The 23642-nt window shown below is 65.1% G+C and carries 29 protein-coding genes; 24 read left to right on the top strand and 5 right to left on the bottom strand.

What is annotated here, in order from left to right; all coding sequences use genetic code 11:
- Positions 1-85 precede the first annotated feature (85 nt).
- Together CBM2586_RS03705 and CBM2586_RS03700 are read right to left on the bottom strand one after the other, a co-directional pair.
- Positions 86-292, bottom strand: a complete 207-nt coding sequence (locus CBM2586_RS03705) for a hypothetical protein (protein ID WP_145987384.1) — start codon at positions 290-292, stop codon at positions 86-88.
- A 66-nt stretch (positions 293-358) separates the two neighbouring features.
- Positions 359-1084: a hypothetical protein gene (locus CBM2586_RS03700; protein WP_115686837.1), complete on the bottom strand. Its 726-nt coding sequence runs from the start codon at positions 1082-1084 to the stop codon at positions 359-361.
- Positions 1085-1222: 138 nt separating this feature from the next.
- Here CBM2586_RS03700 and CBM2586_RS03695 point away from each other — a divergent pair, with 138 nt between their 5' ends.
- The 22 genes from CBM2586_RS03695 to CBM2586_RS03590 all read left to right on the top strand — a co-directional run bounded on the left by CBM2586_RS03695 (position 1223) and on the right by CBM2586_RS03590 (position 14366).
- The gene (locus tag CBM2586_RS03695; RefSeq protein WP_115686836.1) at positions 1223-2401 is read left to right on the top strand and encodes a hypothetical protein; all 1179 of its coding nucleotides are present in this window, start codon (positions 1223-1225) and stop codon (positions 2399-2401) included.
- On the top strand, positions 2398-3399 hold the full coding sequence (locus CBM2586_RS03690; protein WP_115686835.1) for a recombinase RecT: 1002 nt from the start codon (positions 2398-2400) through the stop codon (positions 3397-3399). Before CBM2586_RS03695 ends, CBM2586_RS03690 begins: the two co-directional genes overlap by 4 nt.
- Complete coding sequence (locus CBM2586_RS03685) at positions 3396-4028, top strand: lambda exonuclease family protein (protein ID WP_115686834.1); 633 nt, start codon at positions 3396-3398, stop codon at positions 4026-4028. The genes CBM2586_RS03690 and CBM2586_RS03685 overlap by 4 nt, the downstream gene beginning before the upstream one ends.
- Entirely contained in the window at positions 4003-4647 is a 645-nt protein-coding gene (locus CBM2586_RS03680) for a hypothetical protein (protein ID WP_145987383.1), read from the top strand. The genes CBM2586_RS03685 and CBM2586_RS03680 overlap by 26 nt, the downstream gene beginning before the upstream one ends.
- Positions 4648-4658: 11 nt before the next feature.
- A complete protein-coding gene (locus CBM2586_RS03675) occupies positions 4659-5081 on the top strand; it encodes a hypothetical protein (RefSeq protein WP_115686832.1) in 423 nt (140 codons plus the stop codon).
- Positions 5078-5554, top strand: a complete 477-nt coding sequence (locus CBM2586_RS03670) for a hypothetical protein (RefSeq protein ID WP_145987382.1) — start codon at positions 5078-5080, stop codon at positions 5552-5554. The genes CBM2586_RS03675 and CBM2586_RS03670 overlap by 4 nt, the downstream gene beginning before the upstream one ends.
- Positions 5551-5850, top strand: a complete 300-nt coding sequence (locus CBM2586_RS03665) for a hypothetical protein (RefSeq protein WP_115686830.1) — start codon at positions 5551-5553, stop codon at positions 5848-5850. The genes CBM2586_RS03670 and CBM2586_RS03665 overlap by 4 nt, the downstream gene beginning before the upstream one ends.
- Before the next feature lie 120 nt (positions 5851-5970).
- Entirely contained in the window at positions 5971-6111 is a 141-nt protein-coding gene (locus CBM2586_RS03660; RefSeq protein ID WP_172587053.1) for a hypothetical protein, read from the top strand.
- A 3-nt stretch (positions 6112-6114) separates the two neighbouring features.
- Entirely contained in the window at positions 6115-6642 is a 528-nt protein-coding gene (locus tag CBM2586_RS03655; RefSeq protein WP_115686829.1) for a hypothetical protein, read from the top strand.
- Between the two features lie 35 nt (positions 6643-6677).
- Positions 6678-7103, top strand: coding sequence for a hypothetical protein (locus CBM2586_RS03650; RefSeq protein WP_115686828.1), 426 nt, complete (start codon positions 6678-6680; stop codon positions 7101-7103).
- Between the two features lie 151 nt (positions 7104-7254).
- Positions 7255-8457, top strand: coding sequence for a site-specific integrase (locus CBM2586_RS03645; protein WP_115686827.1), 1203 nt, complete (start codon positions 7255-7257; stop codon positions 8455-8457).
- Positions 8458-8542: 85 nt separating this feature from the next.
- Positions 8543-8773, top strand: coding sequence for a hypothetical protein (locus CBM2586_RS03640; RefSeq protein WP_145987381.1), 231 nt, complete (start codon positions 8543-8545; stop codon positions 8771-8773).
- Complete coding sequence (locus tag CBM2586_RS03635) at positions 8770-8937, top strand: hypothetical protein (protein WP_172587052.1); 168 nt, start codon at positions 8770-8772, stop codon at positions 8935-8937. The genes CBM2586_RS03640 and CBM2586_RS03635 overlap by 4 nt, the downstream gene beginning before the upstream one ends.
- Entirely contained in the window at positions 8934-9359 is a 426-nt protein-coding gene (locus tag CBM2586_RS03630) for a hypothetical protein (protein ID WP_115686825.1), read from the top strand. The genes CBM2586_RS03635 and CBM2586_RS03630 overlap by 4 nt, the downstream gene beginning before the upstream one ends.
- Positions 9360-9486: 127 nt before the next feature.
- Positions 9487-9687: a hypothetical protein gene (locus CBM2586_RS03625; protein WP_115686824.1), complete on the top strand. Its 201-nt coding sequence runs from the start codon at positions 9487-9489 to the stop codon at positions 9685-9687.
- A 182-nt stretch (positions 9688-9869) separates the two neighbouring features.
- Positions 9870-10739, top strand: coding sequence for a hypothetical protein (locus CBM2586_RS03620; protein ID WP_115686823.1), 870 nt, complete (start codon positions 9870-9872; stop codon positions 10737-10739).
- The gene (locus CBM2586_RS03615) at positions 10739-11026 is read left to right on the top strand and encodes a hypothetical protein (protein WP_145987380.1); all 288 of its coding nucleotides are present in this window, start codon (positions 10739-10741) and stop codon (positions 11024-11026) included. The genes CBM2586_RS03620 and CBM2586_RS03615 overlap by 1 nt, the downstream gene beginning before the upstream one ends.
- 41 nt (positions 11027-11067) lie before the next feature.
- On the top strand, positions 11068-11391 hold the full coding sequence (locus CBM2586_RS03610; RefSeq protein ID WP_115686822.1) for a hypothetical protein: 324 nt from the start codon (positions 11068-11070) through the stop codon (positions 11389-11391).
- A gap of 124 nt (positions 11392-11515) precedes the next feature.
- Positions 11516-11914 (top strand): hypothetical protein, encoded by a 399-nt coding sequence (locus tag CBM2586_RS03605; protein WP_115686821.1) that lies wholly within the window; start codon positions 11516-11518, stop codon positions 11912-11914.
- Positions 11901-12221, top strand: coding sequence for a phage protein NinX family protein (locus tag CBM2586_RS03600; RefSeq protein ID WP_115686820.1), 321 nt, complete (start codon positions 11901-11903; stop codon positions 12219-12221). The genes CBM2586_RS03605 and CBM2586_RS03600 overlap by 14 nt, the downstream gene beginning before the upstream one ends.
- A 717-nt stretch (positions 12222-12938) precedes the next feature.
- Positions 12939-13865, top strand: a complete 927-nt coding sequence (locus tag CBM2586_RS03595; RefSeq protein ID WP_240987886.1) for a fimbrial protein — start codon at positions 12939-12941, stop codon at positions 13863-13865.
- Positions 13866-13964: 99 nt separating this feature from the next.
- Complete coding sequence (locus tag CBM2586_RS03590; RefSeq protein WP_026164322.1) at positions 13965-14366, top strand: hypothetical protein; 402 nt, start codon at positions 13965-13967, stop codon at positions 14364-14366.
- Between the two features lie 52 nt (positions 14367-14418).
- Here the strand turns inward: CBM2586_RS03590 and CBM2586_RS03585 are convergent, their stop codons facing one another.
- Both CBM2586_RS03585 and CBM2586_RS03580 read right to left on the bottom strand, forming a co-directional pair.
- The gene (locus tag CBM2586_RS03585) at positions 14419-14913 is read right to left on the bottom strand and encodes a DUF1854 domain-containing protein (RefSeq protein ID WP_115662788.1); all 495 of its coding nucleotides are present in this window, start codon (positions 14911-14913) and stop codon (positions 14419-14421) included.
- The gene (locus CBM2586_RS03580; RefSeq protein WP_115662789.1) at positions 14903-17197 is read right to left on the bottom strand and encodes an ABC transporter ATP-binding protein; all 2295 of its coding nucleotides are present in this window, start codon (positions 17195-17197) and stop codon (positions 14903-14905) included. Before CBM2586_RS03580 ends, CBM2586_RS03585 begins: the two co-directional genes overlap by 11 nt.
- 238 nt (positions 17198-17435) lie before the next feature.
- Here CBM2586_RS03580 and cphA (CBM2586_RS03575) point away from each other — a divergent pair, with 238 nt between their 5' ends.
- Together cphA (CBM2586_RS03575) and cphA (CBM2586_RS03570) are read left to right on the top strand one after the other, a co-directional pair.
- Positions 17436-20069 (top strand): cyanophycin synthetase, encoded by a 2634-nt coding sequence (cphA, locus tag CBM2586_RS03575; RefSeq protein WP_115662790.1) that lies wholly within the window; start codon positions 17436-17438, stop codon positions 20067-20069.
- Between the two features lie 43 nt (positions 20070-20112).
- Positions 20113-22683 carry a cyanophycin synthetase gene (cphA, locus tag CBM2586_RS03570; RefSeq protein WP_115662791.1) on the top strand — a complete coding sequence of 857 codons (2571 nt, stop codon included), beginning with the start codon at positions 20113-20115 and terminating at the stop codon, positions 22681-22683.
- Between the two features lie 238 nt (positions 22684-22921).
- On the opposite strand, the gene CBM2586_RS03565 is transcribed toward cphA (CBM2586_RS03570), so the two are convergent.
- Positions 22922-23581: an amino acid ABC transporter permease gene (locus CBM2586_RS03565; RefSeq protein WP_115663811.1), complete on the bottom strand. Its 660-nt coding sequence runs from the start codon at positions 23579-23581 to the stop codon at positions 22922-22924.
- Between the last annotated feature and the right edge of the window lie 61 nt (positions 23582-23642).

Here is a 23642-nt window from a genome sequence, read left to right as displayed (position 1 = left end):
CTCACGCCAGGCCGGGCGCTGCGGGCTTGGAATGGGACGCAGATTGGGCGTCTGAAGTTGGCGCGGGAGGCGGCGTAATGCAACGCTAGGTCAGCGGCTCCCAGCGAACCGATCCAGTGCCCGTGTTCTCGATGCGCCGCCATTCTGTGCCGCATTCCTCGCAAAAGAGCGGCTGCATCAACGACCCAATGGGATTCCTGCGCCCCACTAGCCCTGTGAAGTTGTGATCGTAGTCCCGGCCCGGATTCGCCTTGATAGCGGCGCAGAGATGGCAAGGTTCGTTGGCTTCCATGTTATCTCCTAAGCAATGACGCAGAGTAGCAGACGGAAGGGCCGCCGATTCGGGCGTCTCCTCCAACTACTGAGCGAGTCCCTGCGGAATCCCCGGATCAATCCGCCGCACCGCAGCCAGATCCGCAGCATCGTCCCGGCTGATCGGCATTTTGCTCTCCGCGTACTTCCGCTGCAGTTCGACATAGTGCGCGCGACTGAGCGATTCGACCTGCCACAGCCCCGGCGCCTTGCCGCGCTCGGCAAAAATGATCTCCGCCGGCCGCGGTATCAGGCTATGCGAGACCGTGAACTCGCAGTGATAGAAGCCCATGTCAGCGCCGCAGGTGTTCGGCTTGATGGCTTTGCCGTCGACCGAAAGGCTGGCCGAGATCTTCCCCGCGCCCTGCTGCAGCCAGACGATCTGAACGTACTCGGAATCCTTGGGCTTTGCCGGCCGGCCGAGCTTTCGATCCGCTGGCACGCCGACAACGATTGACGCCGACACCTGGCGCAGCTTCGTGCCGCCCACCTGGACCTGCACGTCGTTCTTGCTGATGTAGGTCTTCCCGATGCCGGCCAGCGCCACCTCTTCATGGCCCGCGCTGGCGGCGTAGTCCTTGATAAGTCCGCGCGTGTACTGCTCCTCCGGCACCACGAAGAGCGTTCCCGCCTGCTTGATCGCCAGATAGTCGCCCCACGGCGTGGTGATCCGAATGTTGCCGCCCGGCCCCGGCCCGGTCTGGATGACCTGCGCTGACGCCACGGCCGGCAAGAACGCCGCGGCAATGACCCAACCCGTTATTGATCGCATCTTCCCCTCCTGTTTTGGCGAATTCTACGAAGCGGGCAGAAATTTCTAAACTCACGTTCTTGCACATGTGTTATCTGCGTGCTAATCTTCGTGCATACGGTTTAGCAAGCCCTTAGACATGTGCCCTGTGAGGAGAAGATGACCAATACCGCAATCGTCGCCGCGCCGCAAGCCGCCCCGACCCAGATCATCACCATCGACCCGGCGACATACGTCGCAGCGGTGTACCAGCCGTTCTACGACAAGCTGAGCGCAGCGAAGGCTGCCGCCGACAGCGCCGAGTTCGACATCACCACGACCGCCGGCATGGAAGTCGCCAAGAAGCATCGCGCGGTGTTCCGTGATGAGTTCCGCCTTGCCATTGAGGCCGCGCGCACCGAGCGCAAGGCGCCCATTCTGGAGATTGGCCGGCTGATCGACAGCAAGGCCAAGGAGATCAACGCCGAGGTCGCGCCGTATGAAAAGCGCTTCGACGACGCCATCAAAGGCGAGGAGCAGCGCAAGGCCAGCGAGAAGGCAGCCAAGGAAGCCGCCGAACGTGAGCGCGTTGCCGGCATCCGCGCGCGCATCGCGAAGCTGCAGCAACTTCCGGTCGATTGCGTCGGCCTGGACGTCGAACAGATCGCGGCAAAGCTGCGCGCCGTCGAGGCGGCTGTCATTGACGATGCCTTCGCCGAGTTCAAGGGCGAGGCCGAACTTGCCCGCGACGGCGTCGTCGAGAAGCTGAGCGCCATGCACCGCGCCGCCGTCGCCGCTGCGGAAGAGGCGCAGCGCCTGGCTGCCGAGCGCGCGGAACTGGATCGCCGCCAGCGCGAGGAGGAAGAGCGCCTCGCCGCCGAGCGCTCCGCCCAAGACGCACGCCTCAAGGCCGAGCGCGAACAGCAGGAGCGCGAGCTCGCCGAGCAGCGCGCCAAGCAAGCCGAGGCCGATCGCATCGCCCGCGAAGCCCGTGAGGCCGAAGAGGCCCGCCTTGCTGAGCAGCGCGCCGAACTCCAGCGCCAGCAGGACGAGATCAACGCCGCTCGGGCCGAGCAGGAGCGCAAGGAGCGAGAAGCACGCGAAGCCGCCGAGGCAGAAGCCCGCGCCAAGCGTGAGGCCGATGAAGCCGCCGCGCGCGCCGAGGCCGAGCGCATCCAGGCGGAAAAGGATGCGGCTGAAGACGAGCGCATCCGCCGCGAGCGCGTGCAATTCGAACTGAACGGCCCGGAAGCCAGCGAGATCGTGTTCGTCATCGCTGCGCACTACATGGTCGATCAAGAAACCGCCCTGAACTGGATGAACCGCCATGTCTGGGCTGACGTCGAGGTGGCAGCATGAACGCACTGCAGATTGTCACTGGAACCATTCAGGAAGCGCGGGAGAGCTTCTCCGCAGCACTCACCGACCGCTCACTGAACTTTGAGCGCGAGGCCGGCTTCGCCATCCAGATCCTGACGGCGAACGACTATGCGATGGGCATCGCGCAGAGTAACCGGCAGTCCGTCATCAACGCAGTGACGAACATCGCCGCCATCGGCATCAGCCTTAATCCGGCCAAGAAGCAGGCATACCTGGTGCCGCGAGACGGCAAGATCTGCCTGGACATCAGCTATATGGGGCTGTTGGACTTGGCCATCTCGTCGGGCTCGCTTCGCTGGGGGCAGGCTGAGCTCGTGCATGAGTCCGACGCCTTCTCGCTGAATGGCTTTGATCAGCCGCCGACGCACAACCGCAACCCGTTTGCGAAAGACCGCGGCCCGGTGGTTGGCGTCTATGTCGTCGTCAAGACGGCCGATGGCGACTACCTCACCACGACCATGAGCATTGACGAAGTGAATGCTATCCGTGATCGCTCCGAATCGTGGAAGCGCGGCCAGAAAGGCCCGTGGAAGAGCGATCCGGGCGAGATGACGAAGAAGACCGTCATCAAGCGCGCCTACAAGCTCTGGCCGAAAACTGACCGGCTGGAGCAGGCCATCCACCACTTGAACACCGATGGCGGCGAAGGACTGTCCTTTGACAACTCGCCGGCAGTGAAGGCTGAGGACTGGAACGACGTCACTCCAATGATTGCAGAAGCCCTTGCTACCAAGACGGACGCCGATGCCCTCGCCTATTGGAAAGCAAACAACGGGCGCCTTTCCAAGCAGCCGCAGGACCATGCGCGTCTGAAGAAGGTCGTCCAAGACCACCGCACCGCGCTGCGAGCCGCCGCCGCAGCCGCCGAAGAGGCGCGCACAGTGGAAGCGCAGCCGGCCACGAAGACGCAGGCCGAGCCGACGCCGGTTGACAATGAATTTGTCGCGGCAATGGATGCCGCAGGGAGCGAGCAATGATTCTGATCAACTGTGTGCAGGGCTCGCCGGAATGGCTGAGCGCGAGGGCTGGCGTGATCACCGCCAGCAAGTTCCGAGATGCGGTGGACTGCCTTAAGAGCGGTGCGCCGTCCGCGAAATCGACGCTCTACGCCGCCCAGGTGGCAATTGAAAGGATCAGCGAGGAGCCGTGCGAGGAAGGCTTCAACTCGTGGCAGATGAAGCGTGGGCAAGAACTGGAGCCCGCCGCGCGCATGGCGTACGAGGCCCGCACCGGCAACCTGGCTAGCGAGTCTGGTGTCGTGCTGACCGATGACCGCCTGTTCGGCTACTCGACGGACGGCCTCATCGAGGACGACGGCCTCATCGAAATCAAGTCGCTGGTGAGCGCGATCGGCGTGCTGGAGATGTGGCGCACCGGCGATCTGTCCGACTACATCCACCAGATTCAGGGCGGCATGTGGCTGACGGGCAGGAAGTGGTGCGACTTCATCATGTACGCGCCCCAGCTCAAGAACGTCGGCAAGGAACTCTACTACCGCCGCGTGATGCGAGACGACGCCTTCATCGAGAAGATGGAGCCGCAGTTGATGGCTTTCGCCGCCCGCGTGCAAGAGAACGAGCATGTCCTCCGCCAGCAAGCCGCCTAACCCGGAGCCCTCAGCCATGGAAAGAAGACAGCCGCAGTACATCGAATGCGCGCGCGCCCTGATGCGGGATCACTTCGAAGCGATGCCCGACAGCTTCAACGTGCGCATGCTTGCCACCCGGATGCCGGAGCATAAGCCAGCCATGATCACGAACGCCTTGCGCCACCTGGAAGGGAACGGCATTTGCCACGCCCCTGGCGAAAAGACCTACGACGGAGCCGCCGGCCAGCGCCGCGTGGCTGTCATGGTTTGGCGCAAGGGGCCGGCGACCGGCCCGCGAGTCGTGGCGCGCAAGGGCGGCGATTCTCACGTGCCGCCGAGCGAAGCGCTGAAACGTCTTGGCCTGCCCTCTCCGCACGACAAGGCCGCCGAGCTGCAGCAGTGCATGGCCGCCGGCGTGCCGCTGGAGAACATCGCCGAGCCGGCCGAGCAGCCGGTGTACTACGTGCCGCGCGCCTGGCTGGATGAGCGTGCGCCGGCTGTCGAGGAGGCCCAGCCGCCGGTGGCGTCCGAGCCGGAGCAGCCCGAATCGCTGGCGGCACTCATCGCGGAAGGCGTTGCCCTGCTCCGCACGCTGGTAACCATGGCGCAGCGCGGGCAGACGCGGCTGCCGTTTTGAGGAGAGGATAGATGGCTGATTTCGCAAACCAACTGGCCGGCATCCTCGACGAGGTATGCGGCACTCACGATCACAGCATGAGCCGCAATCGCCCCTACTCTGGCCAGCCGCACACGGTCACTGGCGAGCGAGGCTCAACGGAGATTCGAGGCATCACGTTCCGCGACCTGCGCGATTGCTTCTTGCGCGCTTTCGTTCAAAGCCATTCCGTCTATCGCGACGGAACGATCGAGCCGCTGCAGCCGAACCATGCTCTGTCGAACGAGGCGAGCAAAGGTGAGCGCGCCTGCATCTGCGAAGGCGACATCTACGCACTGAAAGGGGATTTCGACCCGATAGCTGTGGTGCAGAACTTGTGCTGCGAGGTCGAGAAGCTCATGCGTATATATCCGAACGTTCCACGACTGCGGGCCGAAAAGGGGGTGTCCAAATGAAGATGGCACGAGCATCGGAAGCCGACATGGAGGCCGCGCTGGACGTGTCCCGCATCCTTGGCGATCTGGAGAAGGGCTACATGCCCGCCAGTGATGACGATGAGGAAGACGAGGGCGAGACCTGGTTCGACCGCGACGACGCGGAGCAGTGCAAGGCTGTGCTCGGGAAGCTGCTCGACGCAGCCGACAAGGGCAGCATCTTCCGCGTGATTTTCGGCATGGCCGTCGTGCTGGATCCGCGCAATGAACTACTGGACCCGGCCGCCGACTCGCTGGAAAAGCATCCGAAGATCACCGCCATTGAGACCGATGCGTCTCGGTATCGGTGGCTGCGAGAACAGCACTGGAACACAGCCGATATGGCTGTCGTCTGTCGCCCAAAAGAATCGGTCAAGCTGGGTTTCGATTGCCCAAGCGGCCAGCGCCTGGACGAAGCCATCGATGCCGCGCTCGCAACCAAGGACCCATCATGAACCTAACCCACCTGACCTTCGACTTCGACGGCCACACGGTCGACGTCCTTGGCTACCACTATGCCGGCTATTCCGGCAATGCCTCGCCGCCCGAGCCCGAATCGTTTTCGGTCACCAAGGTGGAGATCGTCAAACAGGCATATCCCGACGAGCCGGTTGCCGCCGATGAACTGGACGAGGAAGCGCTGGCTGACGCCGCCTTGCGTGCCTGGCGAGACCGCGAGGAGTACTACAAGTGCGAACACGCGGACGCGGTACGTGAAGATCGCTGGATGGAGTCGAGGGGCTACCTGTGAGCGACGACGCCAGAGCGTTCCTCGCTGGCGGCGCCTACGGCCTGGTGCTGGCTCTGCTGACTTTCGCCTTCATTTTTCGCCATATCGGCTAACACATGTGCAATACGCACACGGAGAAACATGGATCACAAACCTGACCTGAGCGGCTGGACCAACCCGGACCTGTCGCTGCCCGATGAGCCGGCCGTCGAGCCCGAGAGGACTTGCCTCGGCTGCGGCGCTCCTGCGACGGCCGGCGAAGCGCCGCCCTGCGGCCACTGAGCAATGGAAAGCCTGACCACCGGCCACTGGCTACCGGATGAGCACGGCGACGTCGTGCACGCCCGCCTGTTGCCCGACGTCAGGCTTCTGGTGCACGGGGAGTTCGACACGTTGGAGAGGAAGGTCGCCGCGGCACGCTGGATCGCGCATTGCCTGAACGTGGCGATCGACGCGACGCCAGCCGACGAGAACCCGGCTGCGGAGCGAATCTATGTCGGCGGTGATGGAGTCAGCCTGTCGCCGACACCAGGCGCCGTTGCCTACGTACGCGCCGACGTCGCGGCGACCCTCTCGCAGATGACCGGGCAGCTGGCGGAACTGATCAATTCCACTGTCGTGGCCCACAACGCCGAGCTGGGCCGGATTCTCGATGCCTTAGAGGTTCCGGCGCACGTGGCGGTCTCGCCAGACGAGTGCCAAGGCTATTCGACGGACAAGTGTTTCGAGATGGGCGCCCGTCAGGGTGGCACAGCAGTGCGGCTGGCGATCAAGGACGCAGTCGCGCAAGCAATGAAATATTCCGAGGGGTGACCATGCGCCCGAGGAGAAGACAAGCGGGAGGTACCATGGATAAAGGGATCAGAAAGCGTGCCGTTGGGGCCGAGGCGGCCCGGCTCAAGCGGTGCATCATCCGGGCGATTAGGGCTGCTGGTGAAGCCGGCATGCCGCAGATGGAACTGGTCCGCAAGCTGGACCTAGGGGAGAAGGCTGCAAATCGCCTGATCAAGATGCTCATGGAGCCGGACTGCAAGCGCGTGTACATCGCCAGATGGAGGCTGGTGGCATGCAGATATTCTCCGGTCCTCATGCTTGGCGACCTGCCCGACGCGCCCCGCCCTGAGCGGAAAACGCGGACGATGGACAGCGACGCGCTGGAGAACGCTGAAGCCATGGCCAAGAAGGACATCGACAAGGCCCACAAAGAATGGCTGAGAACGTGGGTGCCGCATTGCGATCCGGCTGCGGCTTGGATCGGGAGGGCCGCCGCATGATCTGGGTCCGGCTGGAGAAGTACCTGGAGATGAGCGGCGAGACGCGCGACACAGTCATGCACAAACGCCGCTCTGGCATCTGGGCCGAGGGGCGCGAATGGAAGACGGCCGGAGACGGCCGCATTTGGATCAACACTGAGGCAGTAGATCAATGGGTGCAGACAAGCTCACCAAGCGAGAAGGCATCGAAGTCCGGGACGGCGCGCGTGGAACGACGATCCGCATCCGCTTCCAGTTCCAGGGCCGCGAGTGCCGCGAGACCCTGAAGCTTGAGGCTACGACCGCGAACCTGCGGTATGCCGAGCGCCTGCGCGGCGAGATCCTGAATGCGATCGGCCGCGGCACCTTCAGCTATGCCGACTACTTCCCGGACAGCAAGCGCGCCAAGCTCGAGGGCGCTCCGGCCAAGAAGGCGACCATCGGCGAGCGCCTGGACGACTTCATGAAGGAAGCCACCCTCTCCGTGCATCGCGGCGCCATGTCGCCCAGCACGTTGAACGGGTACCGCAAGATCGTTGACGGGCTGCTGAAGCCGAAATGGGGAAAGACACTCATTACCGAGGCCCAGCCTTCCGCCCTGCGCTCGTGGATCGCCTCCATGGACGTGACCGCCAAGACCGCGCGCAACGTCATCTCGCCCCTGCGCAGCATTTTTCAAGACGCGCTCAATGAAGACCTGATCGAACAGAACCCGCTCGACAGGATCGCTCTGGACAAGATCCTGACGAAGACCAAGAGGAAGTCCACCTACGAGGTCGACCCGTTCAGTCTGGACGAGATCACAGCCATCCTCGCCGCCTGCGACGGGCCGGCGCGCAACCTCTTCCAGTTCGCCTTCTGGGCTGGGCTGCGCACGTCCGAGCTGATCGGCCTGCGCTGGAAGGACGTCGACTTCGAGGCCGGGCTAATACATGTGCGCCAGGCTGTGGTCGTCAAGACCGAGAAGACCACCAAGACCGACGCCGGCACGCGGGACGTGCTGATGCTGCCGAGCGCGCGCGCCGCGCTGGAAGCCCAGAAGCAGTGGTCCGCCCTGATGCCGCATGGCAGGGTCTTTACGTGCCCGTGGAACGGAAAGCCATGGACCGGCGATAAGCAAATCAGGGTCAACTGCTGGACGCACATTCTGAAGAAGGCCGAAGTCCGGTATCGGAACCCGTACCAGACGCGCCACACCTACGCCTCCACCCTGCTGTCGAGGGGAGAGAACCCGCTCTGGGTCGCGCAGCAGATGGGCCACGTCGATACCGAAATGATCATCAAGCATTACGGGCGCTGGATTCCGGAGCACGACGCCAAGGCAGGCTACACGCCGAAGAACGCCTGGGACGAGTTTTCGGCCTCATCTAAGTAAGCGGCTGGCGCGAGAAATCGCTTGCGCCTGCTAACCCGTGTGCTAACATGTGTGCATGTTGATAACGAACGCGCGGGAGACGGCGATGACGAACGAACAGGCGGCGGCCAGACAAGCGGCGCAGCAGAACCTGACACACGAGCTGACAGAGGCGCTGCAGTGGACTGCATCTGCCTTGCAGGCCGCTACGAATGGCGGTAGCGCTGCGCATGAGAAGGACCTCATCAGCATGAAGGATGGGAGCGGCGCCAAGACGATTGGGCAGATTCTCGATCAGGCCGACGCCGCCCTCGGTCGCGCAAAGGAACCGCAATGACCTTCGCCAAGGTGACGGACGACTTCGGCTTCAGCCACGACCTGCTGATGCCGGTCGGTCAATACAACGACTTCCCCCGGGAAACCTACGAGCGGCACTGCCAGCAGCGCTACAGCTGGCATCAAGACCCGGACTACAGCGAGTTCTATTGGAGGCAGGCATGAGCGAGCAGATCAAAGACGGTGGGCCGGCGTTTCCGCGCCTGCAGTCGCTCAGCAACCGGACGCCGGCGTATGCGGTGGCCGAAAGCACTGAAGGCATGACCCTGCGCGACTACTTCATCGCGCACGCGCCGGACGAGCCGCAGCCGTGGTTCCGGCCGGTGATGCCGACCGCGCGCATGAAGATGCCGCCTGCGCTTCATGACCTCACCGAGGAAGAGAAATCCGATCTGTACGCGTGGGACGAGGGATATGTGAGCGCGACTGACATCACGAGCCCTCGAGTCCGTGACTACGCGCTGGCACACGAGCGCGCCCGGTCCGAGAGTGCCCGGTGGGACAAAGAACATGAGAAGCAGCGCTACGTCCAGTGGCCCTCCGCTTGGGCAGACGCCATGCTTGCCGCCAGGGAGCCGCAATCGTGATCCACCCCGACGACCCCACGTACCTCCGCCTGCGACAGTCCCGCGCATGCCGACGCCTCCGCGATTTCGCACTGTTCGTCAGCGTGTGCGTTGCGGCCGCCGAGATCTACCGAGCCTGGAGCTAATCATGGCCAGAAGATGCGAAACCTGCGCCCACTTGAGGGCAGAGTCCTATCCCATGTGCGGAGCCCCGCAGCGCGACGGGCAGCGCATTGTCATCGCCTACTTCGCGCGCTCGATGTTCACCGATTGCGGCACGGACGGCGCCTGGCACACGCCGGCGCGCCCCTCCCTCCTGCGCCGGATCCTCAAAAGGCTGGGGCTGTGATGGACGACCTCATCCTGATCTGGGCCGGCCTCGTCATGCTGGCCATCATTGGAATCCCCTTTGGGGGCACGCGATGAAGACCTGTTGCCTGTGCGGCGGCTCTGGTCACCGGCCGGCCGACTGCCCTCTAAAAGACGGCGTAAGTATCGCGCGCCCTCCCATCACAACACCTGGGAATTGAAATGAGCGAAAACATCAAGGTATGCACCGACAAGATACGCAACGTGGCGCGGGTGATGCTGGACATCAGCGACAACATCGAAATTCAGGGCGCGCTGCATCTGGAGCCTGAGAGCAACGAGCGCAAGTTTCTGCTGGGCTCCTATCATTTGCTGTTCGAGCTGGCCGACAAGTTCGATGCCGCGCTCTCCAATGCGGCACCTGTCGCCGCACCAGCGGGCATGGTGGCCGCCAATGCCATCATCGCAAAACACTTTGCGGATGACCCTGCGAACGCAGTGCGCGCCCATGCGGCCATCACGGAAATCCTTGCCAGCGCCGCACCATCCAGCGGGGAAGCGGGGGCGCCGATTGGCAAGATTCTGTCCGCCGAAGAAATGGGCATTGGCGTCGAGACTAGAACGTCTGTGCCTGCAATCTGGTTTGGCACGCCGAAGCCCGGCTATATCTACGCCGACCCTATCGCCGCCGACCATATTGCGGATGCCCGCGAAATGGTGCGGAAGCTGGACCGAGAAGATGCCTATCTGAAATGGAAGGCGAGCGGGAATTTCCGCCAGTACAACAAGAACGGCTTCGACGCTGGATGGGAGGCTGCGTTATTGGCCCTGCTCGCCACGCCAACCATTAAGGAACCCTTAAAGGTTGACGCGGTGGGGGTGGAGGAAGCGAGGGAAATCCTGCCGGGTTATGAATTCGTGTCGCGTAACGGCGGAGTATGGATGGTGCTGCCGCCAACCGGTGACTACTGGACCGCATTCGCTGACACTCCATCCGGCAATCTCATTTCAGCAATTGTCGAGGAACGCGCCGCCCTGCGCGCACAGGAGGGCGAGAACGACGCCGCGCCCCAGCGCGGGAGGGGGGAGTGATGATCGACGCCAACGCAAAGCGCATCGTCTGCTGGTTCTCTTGCGGCGCCGCATCCAAGGAGATTGAAGTAATGGACGACTTTGGAAACCAGATCGGGGCGGCAATGCCCGGCGTACCGCGCCGAAATGTTTGGGCTTTTCATCGCTTTCACCTGACTGGGATTGAGGGCGAGGTAAGCGAGCACGCTCTGATTTTTTATGGGCTGGCCAATGCACCCGCCTGCGCGGATAAGCCTGCGAATACCGATAAACCTCGCGGATCGAATGCTTGGCCATTCACTGCCTAACCACAGCCCGCCCGCTACGGCGAGTAAGACAGGTCCGGCTCATGCTCTCGGACTGCCTGGCGCTGCTCCAGCGCGCTGGCATTGCCCTGCCGGCCATGTATGGCCTGGGCTATAAGCACAACAACTGCATCGGTTGCGTGAAGGGTGGCGCCGGCTACTGGAACAAGATCCGCGTTGATTTCCCGCCGGCCTTCCACCGCATGGCAAAGCTGAGCCGCGCCATGGGCGTGAAGCTAGTCAAGCATGGCGATGAGCGCGTATTCCTGGATGAGCTGGATCCAAGCGCCGGTGATTACCAGAAGGAGCCAGAGGTGCAGTGCGGCATCTTCTGCGAACTCGCCGAGCGGGAAATGCAAGCCGCCTAACCCCACAGGCCACCGCCTGTGATCCGGATTTACAAGCTATACCCTGTATGCAGCAGCAAGCAGCACATATCATCGAGACGACCCGCCGCGCTTGGCGGGTCGCAGAAACTGGTTCGGAGGAGTGATGGAAGATCGAGATTTATTGGAACTGGCGGCGAAGGCGGCTGGAATCCCGGGCGCATACCAGACGGCCCATTGGGTTGATGACCACGTCGCCTATGAGGAGGCCGAGCCGAAAATCGGCTTGCTTATTACCTATGTCGGCGCAGGAGTGGAAATGCTCTGGAATCCACTGGAAGATGATGGCGACGCACTGCGGTTGGCGTGCATTCTTAACATCGACATCCAGTTCAACCGCGCGGAAGACGAACAAACTGTTCAGGCGATCTGGCCTGACCCTACGGATTGCTATGCTGGCGGCACCTTCACCGAGTCGTTTGATCCAGACAAGAATGCCGCGACCCGCCGCGCCATCGTCCGCGCCGCCGCTGAGATTGGGAGGGTGATTGATGAAGGTAAGTGAACTGGAAGGCGCCGCCCTGGACTATTGGGTGGCCAAGGCGCTTGGCGATCGAGAGTTCCGGATGCGGGATGGAATTTGCGAGACGAGGTTTCACCCGGATTTCGACTTCTACCGGTTCTCGCCCACCATCACCTGGCATGAGGGTGGACGAATCATCGACCGCGAGCGGATCGGCGTGATGCCACGCAATGGCGGGTGGGCCGCCTGGCCGAGCGGCGAGATGGATCCGACGGGGGCGGGGAAGACCGCCCTGGAGGCCGCAATGCGCGCGTACGTGCATTCGAAGTTCGGTGCGGAGGTGGAGTGACTCCGGACGCCGGTTCGATTCCCTTTCGGAAACCGGACTGACCGGCCTGCTAACGGCCGAGGGGTGTTAGCACGAGGGGCTTCGGCCCCTTTTTCTATGGTCGCCCAAGTTTCGCCCAAGAAATCGGGGTGTATGGTAAAACCATAATCAGATCAGATACTTACTGAAAATGGCGTGGCGGGTTCGATTCCCGCCGGCTCCACCAGTATTCCGTCCGATGCAGTAGCAGTAGCAGCAGGACCAGAAACCCGCGACAGCTCACGCTGCGCGGGTTTTTTCTTTGCCCGGCGGCACCCCCCGGCATGCGCCGGGGAAAAGCGACATCCCCAGATTTGGGGATGCCGGGCCGCGCCATGCAGGCGCATGATTCGATGCGGGCGATCCGCGACTCGCCCGCTGCCACTTCGGGCCCTCGTCCACCCGGCCGAGGGCTTTTTCTTTTGGCGCGGCGGCCACGGACGGGAAAATTTCCGACCGCAAAATAGGCCAAGCCTTATCGCTTCACGAGTGTGCGGGTCCTATCGTAGCAAGGAACTTTGACTGGCATGCCGCTGGTGGTCATTGGCTGGTTCCCGCGCACCGCGGGATTTTGGCAAGGCAGGCCGCATCCCTGATCCCGCTATGAACCGAATCGAACTCTTCCGTCTCCTGCGCCGCTGGCTGCTCGTGATGGCGTGCTTTGCGGCACCGCACCTTGCCCATGCGAAATGCAGTGCCATGCCATCGTTGCCCTATGACCAGACCCTCGACAGCATGGCCATCGCGGTCAACCTTGCCGAGGGCGGCACGATTCCCGGAACGTTGCGCAGCTACCAGTTCAGCGGCAGCTGCACCAACGTGCTGCCCTGGGTGGTGCCAGGCGCGCCGATCGTCTCGTGCTACTACGGCTCCGGTACCGAAGTGAAGCCAGGCGTCTATTCCACCGGCATCCCGGGTGTCGGCATCCGCCTGCGCAATGCCGCCGGCCAGCCGATGACCAATGCTTCTGGCGTCTGGTGCGACACCCGCTCGGCCAACCTCGGCCACCTCAATGCCGACCTGACGTATTCCGTGTCGGTGACGATCGAGTTCGTCAAGACCGGGCCGATTTCGACCGGTAACCTCGACCCCGCGCAGACCCGCTTCGGCTTCGGCGTCTATAACGGGTCGGTGGAAGGCGCGCTGGGCGGCACGGGCAACCGCGACAACTACATCGGCTTTTCCGGCACCATCGCGACCCGGGAGATCGCCTGCAATGTCCTCGCTCCCCCTGCCGTGAGCCTGCCTGCCATCAGCGCCAGGGCGCTTGCGACGCAAAGCTCCGGCGGCAACACGCCGTTCGCCATCCAGCTGAGCTGCAACAGCGCGGCCATTGTCGGCATGACCCTGGACGGGGCCGGCGACACACCGGTGATCTCGGCCCCCAGCGGCATTCTTGGCCTCAGCAATTCCGGGGATCCCGGCGCAGCACGTGGCGCCGGCGTGCAAATCGTCAACGCCAGCGGGACCGCGCCGGTGCCACTGCAGGTGCGCAATGCCATGGGAAGCATCCAGGCCAACGTACCTGCCACCTATCGCTTCGGCGCCCGCTATGCCAGCCTCGGCGGCACCCCTTCGCCGGGGAACGTCACCAGCTCGATGGTGTTTACGCTGGACTACCAGTAGCCGTTATCGCGCCAGTGACGTAGCGGCGGCAAGGTTCATCGCTACATCCGGGAATCGAAGGACTACAATAGCCCGCTGCAGTCCTTCAAGGCTTTCGCGATGTCCGACCATCCCCGCTTCACCATCAACCGCTCCATGATCGCCCTGGTTCCGGAACAGCCGTTCCTGGACTGGATCCAGGCGGTCGATCCCCAGCCCGTGGCCGGCCTCACGCTGGAGCAGGTGCGCGAAGACCAGAGCGTGTTCCTGCTGCCCGAGGAGCTCGCCGACACGCACGAGAACGCCGTGCGCTGGGTCGAGAAACGCTGGCAGGACTTCTTCGAATTCATGCTTGGCGAATGGTTCGATGACTCGGCATGGCCCGAGGAACTGTCGCTGAAGATGTTTCGCGAGTGGTTCAGCGTGCGCTATCACTCGATGGTGTTCGACATGGCGCCCGACGTGCCGGTGATGCACGACGACTGGGACGACGAGGACGATTCGTCCGAGCTGCTGCACTGAGCTTCCGGCTGCGCCGGACGGGCGCGGCGGAAGCCTTCCGCGCCCCTGCCCCTCAAAGGAAGCGGTCCAGGATCTTGCGGCTGTGCTTGTCCAGCGCCATCAGGTCGCGGATCAGGTAGTGGATGCCGTGCGTGTCCGATATCAGCAGCGTGCTGCCGGCCAGGCGCCGGATCGCTTCTTCGCCGCGCAGCACCAGGTCGGTCTGGCCACGGTCGGTCTTCACCGTCCACACGCTGGGCGTGGCATAGGTCGAGACACTGACGATGCGCTCGATCTCCGGCATGAATTCCCGCGAAGCGAGCTCCGCCTCGATCATGTCGCGCTCGGCGATCGGCAGGTCTTCCAGCCGCGGAATCCATACCACCTCATGCCCGTCTGCGCTCATCATGCCGATGCCCCCCTGCGGCGCCGAGATCGGGAAGGCGCGCACCGGCACCACGCCTTCATGGACGGTGCCGTCCGCGGCGATCAGCACCAGGCGGCCGAAGGGATTGCGGTCCAGCGTGAACACGGGGGTCGGCGCGGCGGCGGCGATGTCATTGGGCATGGGCAGTCTCCGGGATCTGGATGGCCTCTTCGGTGTCGTCGTCTTCGGTATCGACATTGCGCGCCTGCGCCTGGTAAAGCTTGAAGTACGCGCCCTCACGCGGCAGCAGTTCGTCGTGGCTGCCCACTTCGACGATCTGGCCGCGGTCCATCACCACCAGCCGGTCCGCCTTGCGCAGCGTCGACAGGCGGTGCGCGATGGCAATGGTGGTACGGCCCTGCACCAGGTTGTCGAGCGCCTTCTGGATTTCCTTTTCGGTGGCGGTGTCGACCGACGAGGTGGCCTCGTCCATGATCAGGATGCGCGGGTTGATCAGCAGCGCGCGCGCAATCGAGATGCGCTGGCGCTCGCCGCCCGACAGCGCCTGGCCGCGCTCACCGACCAGCGAGTCATAACCGTGCGGCAGCCGCAGGATGAACTCGTGCGCATGCGCGGCCCGCGCGGCGGCAATGATCTCATCGCGCGTGGCGCCTGGCTTGCCGTAGGCGATATTGTCGGCAATCGTGCCGAAGAACAGGAACGGCTCCTGCAGCACCAGGCCGATATGGCGGCGGTACTCCGATACCGGCAGTGAGCGGATATCGACCCCGTCGACTCGGATCGCGCCCTCCGAGACATCGTAGAAGCGGCAGATCAGGTTGACCAGCGTACTCTTGCCCGAGCCGCTGTGGCCGACCAGCCCGATCATTTCGCCCGGCGCGATCGACAGGTTCAGCCCGCGAATCACCGCGCGGTTGCCGTAGCGGAAGCCAAGGTCGCTCATGTCGATGGCGCCCTCGACCCGCTCCAGCCGGGCCGGCCGCGCCGGCTCGGGCACGCTCGACACATGGTCGAGGATGTCGAAGATGCGCTTGGCCCCGGCGGCGGCTTTCTGCGTCACCGAGACGATGCGGCTCATCGAATCCAGGCGCGTATAGAAGCGGCTGATATAGGTCAGGAACGCCACCAGCACGCCCACGGTAATGGCACTGTGCGATACCTGCCAGATGCCGAACACCCACACGATCAGCAGCCCGATCTCGGTCAGCAGCGTCACCGTCGGCGTGAACAGCGACCACACCGCGTTGACGCGGTCGTTGATCGCGAGGTTGTGCTTGTTGGCCTCGCGGAAGCGCGTGACTTCGCGCTTTTCCTGGGCAAACGCCTTGACCACGCGGATGCCGGGGATGGTATCGGCGAGCACGTTGGTGATTTCCGACCAGATCCGGTCGATCTTCTCGAAGCCGTGGCGCAGGCGGTCGCGCACCAGGTGGATCATCCAGGCGATAAACGGCAATGGCACCAGCGTGACCAGCGCGAGCCACGGGTTGATCGAGACCAGGATCACCGCCGTCATCAGGATCATCAGCACGTCGGTGGCGAAGTCCAGCAGGTGCAGCGACAGGAACACGCAGATGCGGTCGCTTTCCGAGCCGATGCGCGCCATCAGGTCGCCGGTGCGCTTGCCGCCGAAATACTCCAGCGACAGCTTTAGCAAATGTTCATACGTTGTCGTGCGCAGATCCGCGCCGATGCGCTCCGACACCCTGGCCAGCAGGTAGGTGCGCGCCCATCCCAGTGACCACGCCACCAGCGCCGCTCCGAGCAGCCCCGCCAGGTACAGGCGCACCAGCCCATAGTCGATCGGCACGCCGTTCTGGAAGGGGATCAGGACCCGGTCCATCAGCGGCATGGTCAGGTAAGGCGGCACCAGCGTGGCCGCGGTCGACAGCAGCGTCAGCATGAAGCCGCCCAGCAGCTGCCAGCGGTATGGGTGGGCAAAGCGCCATAGCCGCAGCAGCGCCCAGGTCGACGGCGGCGTCTCAAGCTCGCGGCTGCATTGCGGGCACTGTTCCTCGTCCGGCGGCAGCGGCGCCTTGCAGGTCGGGCACAACACCTCGCCCGCCGCGGTGGCCGGGCGCGAGGTGGCCGCATCGCGCTGGGCCTCGAACTGGTCCGCCAGCCGCAGGGCCGCGGGATTGTAACCAAGCGTATATCGCCAGGTGGCGAGCCGGCCCGCCGGGCCGCTCAGTTCCAGCGTCCCCACCCCCGCGTGGTCGGTATGCGACAGGCGCAGTGCCGGGGCGATGTTCCATTCCCGCACATTTTTTTCGCCGGGGGCGCGGGCAACGATGCGCTGGTCGGTCACAACCAGCCACCCTTGGGTAAAATGCAGCCTCGCGTCGAGGTCCAGTGCCAGTCCGGCCAGGACGGTCTCGCCGGGTCGGAGCCACGATCCGGCTTCAGCCCGCCAGGGTTCATCGGCGGCAGTGGCGGTAGGGACAGGCAGGGTGGACTGGGTCATGGATGGCGCGGCGTGCGTCCAGGGGTTGCGGACATAACTTGAAACAATTTAGGCCGGGCACGCGCTGGCGGCCCGCGAATTCGCCCGCAGTATACATAACGACGAACGCGCGGGTAGCCCTGATGCATTGCACAATCACTTTTACACCAAGAAAGTCAACCCGCTTCGTGCTGTAACGTTACTGAAAGGTTAGGCTTCCATTTCTCGGGCGTTCCGCCCACTGCCTCAAGCTAATTCAATGAAAAAGAAGGACATTGAGATTTTCGATGTCATGTCGCTGCGCGGCCCGAATATGTGGACATATCGGCCCGTTCTGGAGGCATGGGTCGATATCGGGGAACTGGAGGACTTTCCCTCCAACACGATTCCGGGGTTCTACGAGCGCCTGTCGGCCTGGCTGCCGTCGCTGGTCGAGCATCGCTGCAGCATCGGCGAGCGCGGCGGCTTCCTGCAGCGGCTGAAGGAAGGCACCTGGCCGGGCCATATCCTGGAACACGTGACGCTCGAGCTGCAAAACCTGGCGGGCATGCCGGGCGGCTTCGGCAAGGCGCGCGAAACGCCGGTGCGCGGCGTCTACAAGGTGATCGTGCGCGCCTGGCATGAGGAGGTCACCCGCGCCGCCCTGTTCGCCGCGCGCGACCTGGTCATGGCCGCGATCGAGGACCGCCCCTACGATGTCCCCGCCACGGTGGACCACCTGCGCCGCCTGGTCGACAAGCATTGCCTTGGCCCCAGCACCGCCTGCATCGTCGATGCCGCGGACGACCGCGACATCCCGGCGCTGCGCCTGTCGGATGGCAACCTGGTGCAACTGGGCTACGGCGCGCGCCAGCGCCGCATCTGGACCGCCGAGACCGACCGCACCAGCGCCATCGGCGAAAGCATCTCGCGCGACAAGGACCTGACCAAGAGCCTGCTGGAATCGTGCGGCGTACCGGTGCCGGAAGGCCGCATGGTCGAGTCGCCCGAGGATGCCTGGGACGCCGCCGAGGACATCGGCGTGCCGGTGGTGGTCAAGCCCTATGACGGCAACCATGGCCGCGGCGTGTTTACCAACCTGATGACCCGCGAGGAAGTCGAGACCGCCTATGGCGTGGCCATCGACGAAGGCAGCGGCGTCATCGTCGAGCGCTTCATCCCCGGCAACGAGCACCGCCTGCTGGTGGTGGGCGGCCGCCTGGTCGCCGCCGCCATGGGCGAGACCGCCAGCGTGGTCGGCGACGGCAGGTCCACCATCGACGAGCTGATCGAGCTGCAGATCAATTCCGATCCGCGCCGCGGCAGCACCGAGGACCACCCGCTCAACCGCGTTCGGCTCGACTCCGCCGCGCGGCTTGAACTGAAGCGCCAGGGCATGGACGGCAGTTCGGTGCCGCCGGAAGGCCGCCCGGTGCTGATCCAGCGCAACGGCAACGTCGCCTTCGACGTCACCGACCGCGTGCACCCCAGCGTCGCCGCGCATGCCGCGCTGGCCGCGCGCGTGGTGGGGCTGGATATCGCCGGCGTGGACCTTGTGGCCGAGGACATCTCGCGCCCGCTGCACGAACAGCGCGGCGCCATCGTCGAAGTCAACGCCGGCCCCGGCCTGCTGATGCATATCAAGCCGGCCGAAGGCACGCCGCGCCCGGTGGGCCGCGCCATCGTCAACCACCTGTTCCCTGAGTCGGAAGACGACCACGGCCGCATTCCGGTGGTGGGCGTGACCGGCACCAACGGCAAGACCGTGGTGGCGCGCCTGGTGGCGCGCCTGCTGCAACTGTCGGGCAAGCATACCGGCCTGGCCTGCAGCGATGGCCTGTTCCTGGATCGCCGCCAGGTCGAAAGCGGCGACCGCGCCAACTGGGAAGCCGCCCACCGCATCCTGATGAACCGCGCGGTCGAGGCCGCCGTGTTCGAGAACGACAGCGGCAGCATCCTGTCCGAGGGCCTGGCCTATGACCGCTGCCAGGTCGGCGTGGTCACCAACTTCGACCGGCCGGATCATCTCGGCGACTATTACGTCGAAGACGAAGACCGCATGTACAACGTGCTGCGCACGCAGGTCGACGTGGTGCTGCAGAACGGCGCCGCGGTGCTCAACGCGCGCGACGAACGCCTGGTCGAGATGGCCGAACTGTGCGACGGCGACGTGATCTTCTTCGGCCTGACCTCGGAGCTGAGTGCGATCATGTCGCACCGCGCCGCCGGCAAGCGCGCGGTGTACGTGCGCGAAGGCAAGATCGTGCTGGCCACCGGCAACAGCGAGACCGCGCTGGTCGACGTGGCCGCGGTGCCGCTGACCTACGCCGGCCGTGTCGCGTTCCAGGTCGAGAACGTGCTCGCCGCGGTCGCCGCCGGCTGGGCGCTGGGCATCTCCAATGACCTGATCCGCGCCGGCGTGGTGACCTTCGATGTCGGCCAGGTCGACGTGCCGGGCCGCTTCACGCTGTTCGAGCGCAACGGCGCCACGGTGGTGGTCGACGACGCCCACAACGCCCCCGCGCTGGAAGCGCTGGCGACCGCGCTGGACCGCTTCCCGGCCGAGCGCCGCATGGTGGTCTACGGCGCCGGCGTGCAGCGCCGCGACGACGACCTGGTGCGCCAGGGCAAGGTCCTGGGCCAGCATTTCGACCGCGTGTTCCTGTGCGAGGACCGCAGCGTCAAGCGCGCCCTGCCCGACGCCGAGGCGCGCGCGCTGCTCAAGCAGGGCCTGTACGAAGGCCGGCGCGTGACCAAGATCATCGACGAAGGCTCGCGCGCCAGCGCCATCGAAAACGCCCTGGGACAGCTGGTGCCGGGCGACCTGCTGGTCTTGCAGTGCGACGAGGCCGCCACCGGCGCCACCGTCGACCTGGTGCACCACTGGATGGGCCAGCCCGCCCGCCGCGCCTGACGCCCCCAGCCCAACCGCGCATAGAAGACACGGAAACCGTTCTATGGAAGTCTCCCGTATCCGGGCCCTGCGGGGCCCGAACCTGTGGTGCCGCCACACCGCCATCGAAGCGATCGTGGCCTGCCAGGACACCGCCAACATGCTGTCGGCCCTGCCCGGCTTCGAAGACCGGCTGCGCGCCCGCTTCCCCGAGATCGGGCCGCTGCGCCCGGACGAAGAGTCGGTCGAGCTGTCGCTTGCCCACGTGCTGGAAGTAACCGCGCTGCGCCTGCAGGCCGCCGCCGGCTGCCCGGTGACGTTCAGCCGCACCGCGCAGACGGTCGAGCCCGGCATCTACCAGGTGATCGTGCAATACAGCGAGGAAGAAGTCGGCCGGCTCGCGTTTGAACTTGCCGAAGCGCTGTGCAATGCCGCGCGCCACGACACCCCGTTCGACCTGGCCGACGCGCTGCACCGCCTGCGCGAGCTGGACGAGGACGTGCGCCTCGGGCCGAGCACCGGCTCGATCGTCTACGCCGCGGTCGCGCGCGGCATCCCGTACCGGCGCCTGACGCAGGGCTCGATGGTGCAGTTCGGCTGGGGCAGCAAGCAGCGCCGCATCCAGGCGGCCGAGACCGACCGCACCAGCGCCGTGGCCGAATCGATCGCGCAGGACAAGGACCTGACCAAGACCCTGCTGCACGCCGCCGGCGTGCCGGTGCCGCTGGGCCGCTCGGTGCGCAGCGCCGACGAAGCCTGGGCGGCGGCGCAGGAAATCGACGCCCCGGTGGTGGTCAAGCCGCGCGACGGCAACCAGGGCAAGGGCGTGGCGGTGCGCATCCGCACCCGCGAGGAAGTGATGACGGCCTATGAGGTCGCCTCGGACATCAGCTCCGACGTGATCGTCGAGCGCTATATCCCTGGCCATGATTTCCGCTTGCTCGTGGTCGGCAAGCAGCTGGTCGCGGCCGCGCGCCGCGATCCGCCGCAGGTGATCGGCGACGGCGTGCATACCGTGCGCCAGCTGGTCGAGGAAGTGAACCGCGACCCGCGCCGCGGCGAAGGCCATGCCACCTCGCTGACCAAGATCCGCTTCGACGATATCGCGCTGGCGACGCTGGCCAAGCAGAACCTGACCGCGGATTCCGTGCCGGCCGCCGGCACCCGCGTGGTGCTGCGCAACAACGCCAACCTGTCCACCGGCGGCAGCGCCACCGACGTGACCGACGACGTCCACCCGGACATCGCCGCGCGCGCCGTGGCGGCGGCGCAGATGGTGGGCCTGGACATCGCCGGCGTCGACGCGGTCTGCGAAACCATGCTCAAGCCGTTCGAGGAGCAGGCCGGCGGCATTGTCGAGGTCAATGCCGCGCCGGGCCTGCGCATGCACCTGCAGCCGTCGTACGGCAAGGGCCGCGCGGTCGGCGAAGCCATCGTCTCCACCATGTTTGCCGACGGCGACGACGGCCGCATCCCGGTGGTGGCGGTGTCGGGCACCAACGGCAAGACCACCACGGTGCGGCTGATTACCCACGTCATGGCCGGCAGCGGCCTGCGCATGGGCATGACCGGCACCGACGGCGTCTATATCCAGGGCGAGCGCATCGATACCGGCGACTGCAGCGGCCCGCGCAGCGCGCGCAACGTGCTGCTGCACCCCGACGTCGACGCCGCCGTGTTCGAGACCGCGCGCGGCGGCCTGTTGCGCGAGGGCCTGGCCTTCGACCGCTGCGATGTGGCGGTGGTGACCAACGTCGGCGAAGGCGACCACCTGGGCCTCTCCTACATCAATTCGGTGGAAGACCTGGCGGTGCTCAAGAGCGTGATCGTGCAGAACGTCGCGCCGCACGGCATGGCCGTGCTCAACGCCGCCGACCCGATGGTGGTGCGCATGGCCGATGCCTGCCCCGGCAGCGTCACCTTCTTCGCGCACGATCCCGACCAGCCGGCCATGGCCACGCACCGCGCGCAGGGCAAGCGCGTGGTGTTCGTCGACGGCGCCGACATCGTCGCCGCGGAAGGCGATGCCGAGGTGCGCATCGCGCTGGCGGAGATTCCGCTGACGCGCAACGGCACCATCGGCTTCCAGGTCGAGAATGCGATGTCATCGATCGCCGCCGCATGGGCGCTGGGCATCGACTGGCCGGTGATCCGCCGCGGGCTGGCCACCTTCGTCAACGATGCGCAGACCGCGCCCGGGCGCTTCAATGTGTTCGACTACCGCGGCGCGACGCTGATCGCCGACTACGGCCACAACCCGGATGCAATCCTGGCGCTGTGCAACGCGATCGAATCGATTCCCGCCAGGCGGCGGGTGGTGGTGATCAGCGGCGCGGGCGACCGCCGCGACGACGACATCCGGCGCCAGACCCAGATCCTGGGCGGCGCGTTCGATGAGGTCGTGATGTACCAGGACCAGTGCCAGCGCGGCCGCGCCGACGGCGAGGTGCTGGCGCTGCTGCGCGAAGGCCTGCAGGGCGCGCAACGCGCCAGCCAGGTCGAGGAAATCCGTGGCGAGTTCCTGGCCATCGATACCGCGCTGTCGCACCTGCAAGCTGGCGACCTGTGCCTGATCCTGGTGGACCAGGTGGAAGAGGCGCTGGGGCATATCGCCGGGCGCATCGCCCAGGGCTGAATTGGCTCCGCCTCCACGTGCGCAATTGCGCCGGCGGTTTGCTCCCCTCTCCCGCTTGCGGGAGAGGGCCTGGGGGAGAGGGCAGGAGGTCGTTATGCCGACGCACTTCGTCGACACGCCCGCCCTCTCCCCAACCCCTCTCCCAGAGGGAGAGGGGAGATAACACGCGCAATTCGAGCTTCCAACTAAAAGGCCAGTTCTTCAGAGCTGGCCTTTTAGCATGTAACCAGGCGAATTTTCAATGCCGCCCTGGCAGCGCCAACCTGCGCTCCAGCCTGTGCTGCAGCCCGGACAACCCCGTGCTCAGCACCCAGTAGATCGCCGCCACCGCCAGGTACAGCGGCAACGGCTGGTAGGTGGCGGCGATCACCTCCTGCGCCGTGCGCAGCAGCTCGGTGACGGTGATGACCGACACCAGCGACGTATCCTTGATCAGGCTGATCAGGCTGTTCGACAGGCTCGGCACCGCCAGCCGCAGCGCCTGCGGGCCTACCACGTAGCGCAGCGCCTGCGCCGGCGTCAGGCCCAGGCTGTAGGCCGCCAGCCACTGCCCGCGCGCCACCCCCAGGATGGCGCCGCGCATGCTCTCCGACAAATACGCGCCGACGTTCAGGCTCAGCGTCAGCACGCCCGCGGGTGTCGGCTCCAGCGCGATGCCGATGCCGGGCAGCCCGTAATAGACCACGAAGATCTGCACCAGCAGCGGCGTGCCGCGCATGATGCTGACGTAGCCCCGCGCCACTGCCTTGAGCGCACGGCTATGGCTGATGCCCATCAGCGCCACCACCGTGCCCAGCATCAGCCCGAACACCATCGACCACAACGCGAACTTGATGGTCAGCAGCGTGCCCTGCAGCAGCACGGGCAGGGAGTCGATGACGAGCTGGAGAGCGGACATGGGCGGCGCGAAAAAAAGAATCAGCAATAAAAGGCACAAAGCAAAGCGGCGCGGCAGCCAT

This window comes from Cupriavidus taiwanensis (genome assembly GCF_900250115.1).
In the GTDB taxonomy this organism is placed as follows: Bacteria; Pseudomonadota; Gammaproteobacteria; order Burkholderiales; family Burkholderiaceae; genus Cupriavidus; species Cupriavidus taiwanensis_B.
The sequence above is the reverse complement of the archived record's forward strand: the minus strand, read 5'-3'. Positions and strand labels throughout refer to the sequence as shown.

Bases quoted from the DNA above. Each gene is read 5' to 3' on its own strand.
- CBM2586_RS03670 (WP_145987382.1), top strand. From the start codon at position 5,078: ATGAAGATGGCACGAGCATCGGAAGCCGACATGGAGGCCGCGCTGGAC.
- CBM2586_RS03660 (WP_172587053.1), top strand. From the start codon at position 5,971: ATGGATCACAAACCTGACCTGAGCGGCTGGACCAACCCGGACCTGTCG.
- CBM2586_RS03680 (WP_145987383.1), top strand. From the start codon at position 4,003: ATGTCCTCCGCCAGCAAGCCGCCTAACCCGGAGCCCTCAGCCATGGAA.
- CBM2586_RS03700 (WP_115686837.1), bottom strand. From the start codon at position 1,084: ATGCGATCAATAACGGGTTGGGTCATTGCCGCGGCGTTCTTGCCGGCC.
- CBM2586_RS03655 (WP_115686829.1), top strand. From the start codon at position 6,115: ATGGAAAGCCTGACCACCGGCCACTGGCTACCGGATGAGCACGGCGAC.
- CBM2586_RS03615 (WP_145987380.1), top strand. From the start codon at position 10,739: ATGATCGACGCCAACGCAAAGCGCATCGTCTGCTGGTTCTCTTGCGGC.
- CBM2586_RS03665 (WP_115686830.1), top strand. From the start codon at position 5,551: ATGAACCTAACCCACCTGACCTTCGACTTCGACGGCCACACGGTCGAC.
- CBM2586_RS03675 (WP_115686832.1), top strand. From the start codon at position 4,659: ATGGCTGATTTCGCAAACCAACTGGCCGGCATCCTCGACGAGGTATGC.
- CBM2586_RS03565 (WP_115663811.1), bottom strand. From the start codon at position 23,581: ATGTCCGCTCTCCAGCTCGTCATCGACTCCCTGCCCGTGCTGCTGCAG.
- CBM2586_RS03625 (WP_115686824.1), top strand. From the start codon at position 9,487: ATGGCCAGAAGATGCGAAACCTGCGCCCACTTGAGGGCAGAGTCCTAT.
- CBM2586_RS03600 (WP_115686820.1), top strand. From the start codon at position 11,901: ATGAAGGTAAGTGAACTGGAAGGCGCCGCCCTGGACTATTGGGTGGCC.
- CBM2586_RS03635 (WP_172587052.1), top strand. From the start codon at position 8,770: ATGACCTTCGCCAAGGTGACGGACGACTTCGGCTTCAGCCACGACCTG.
- CBM2586_RS03610 (WP_115686822.1), top strand. From the start codon at position 11,068: ATGCTCTCGGACTGCCTGGCGCTGCTCCAGCGCGCTGGCATTGCCCTG.
- CBM2586_RS03695 (WP_115686836.1), top strand. From the start codon at position 1,223: ATGACCAATACCGCAATCGTCGCCGCGCCGCAAGCCGCCCCGACCCAG.
- CBM2586_RS03580 (WP_115662789.1), bottom strand. From the start codon at position 17,197: ATGACCCAGTCCACCCTGCCTGTCCCTACCGCCACTGCCGCCGATGAA.
- cphA (WP_115662791.1), top strand. From the start codon at position 20,113: ATGGAAGTCTCCCGTATCCGGGCCCTGCGGGGCCCGAACCTGTGGTGC.
- CBM2586_RS03585 (WP_115662788.1), bottom strand. From the start codon at position 14,913: ATGCCCAATGACATCGCCGCCGCCGCGCCGACCCCCGTGTTCACGCTG.
- CBM2586_RS03645 (WP_115686827.1), top strand. From the start codon at position 7,255: ATGGGTGCAGACAAGCTCACCAAGCGAGAAGGCATCGAAGTCCGGGAC.
- CBM2586_RS03590 (WP_026164322.1), top strand. From the start codon at position 13,965: ATGTCCGACCATCCCCGCTTCACCATCAACCGCTCCATGATCGCCCTG.
- CBM2586_RS03595 (WP_240987886.1), top strand. From the start codon at position 12,939: ATGCCATCGTTGCCCTATGACCAGACCCTCGACAGCATGGCCATCGCG.
- CBM2586_RS03690 (WP_115686835.1), top strand. From the start codon at position 2,398: ATGAACGCACTGCAGATTGTCACTGGAACCATTCAGGAAGCGCGGGAG.
- CBM2586_RS03685 (WP_115686834.1), top strand. From the start codon at position 3,396: ATGATTCTGATCAACTGTGTGCAGGGCTCGCCGGAATGGCTGAGCGCG.
- CBM2586_RS03650 (WP_115686828.1), top strand. From the start codon at position 6,678: ATGGATAAAGGGATCAGAAAGCGTGCCGTTGGGGCCGAGGCGGCCCGG.
- CBM2586_RS03705 (WP_145987384.1), bottom strand. From the start codon at position 292: ATGGAAGCCAACGAACCTTGCCATCTCTGCGCCGCTATCAAGGCGAAT.
- CBM2586_RS03640 (WP_145987381.1), top strand. From the start codon at position 8,543: ATGACGAACGAACAGGCGGCGGCCAGACAAGCGGCGCAGCAGAACCTG.
- CBM2586_RS03630 (WP_115686825.1), top strand. From the start codon at position 8,934: ATGAGCGAGCAGATCAAAGACGGTGGGCCGGCGTTTCCGCGCCTGCAG.
- CBM2586_RS03605 (WP_115686821.1), top strand. From the start codon at position 11,516: ATGGAAGATCGAGATTTATTGGAACTGGCGGCGAAGGCGGCTGGAATC.
- cphA (WP_115662790.1), top strand. From the start codon at position 17,436: ATGAAAAAGAAGGACATTGAGATTTTCGATGTCATGTCGCTGCGCGGC.
- CBM2586_RS03620 (WP_115686823.1), top strand. From the start codon at position 9,870: ATGAGCGAAAACATCAAGGTATGCACCGACAAGATACGCAACGTGGCG.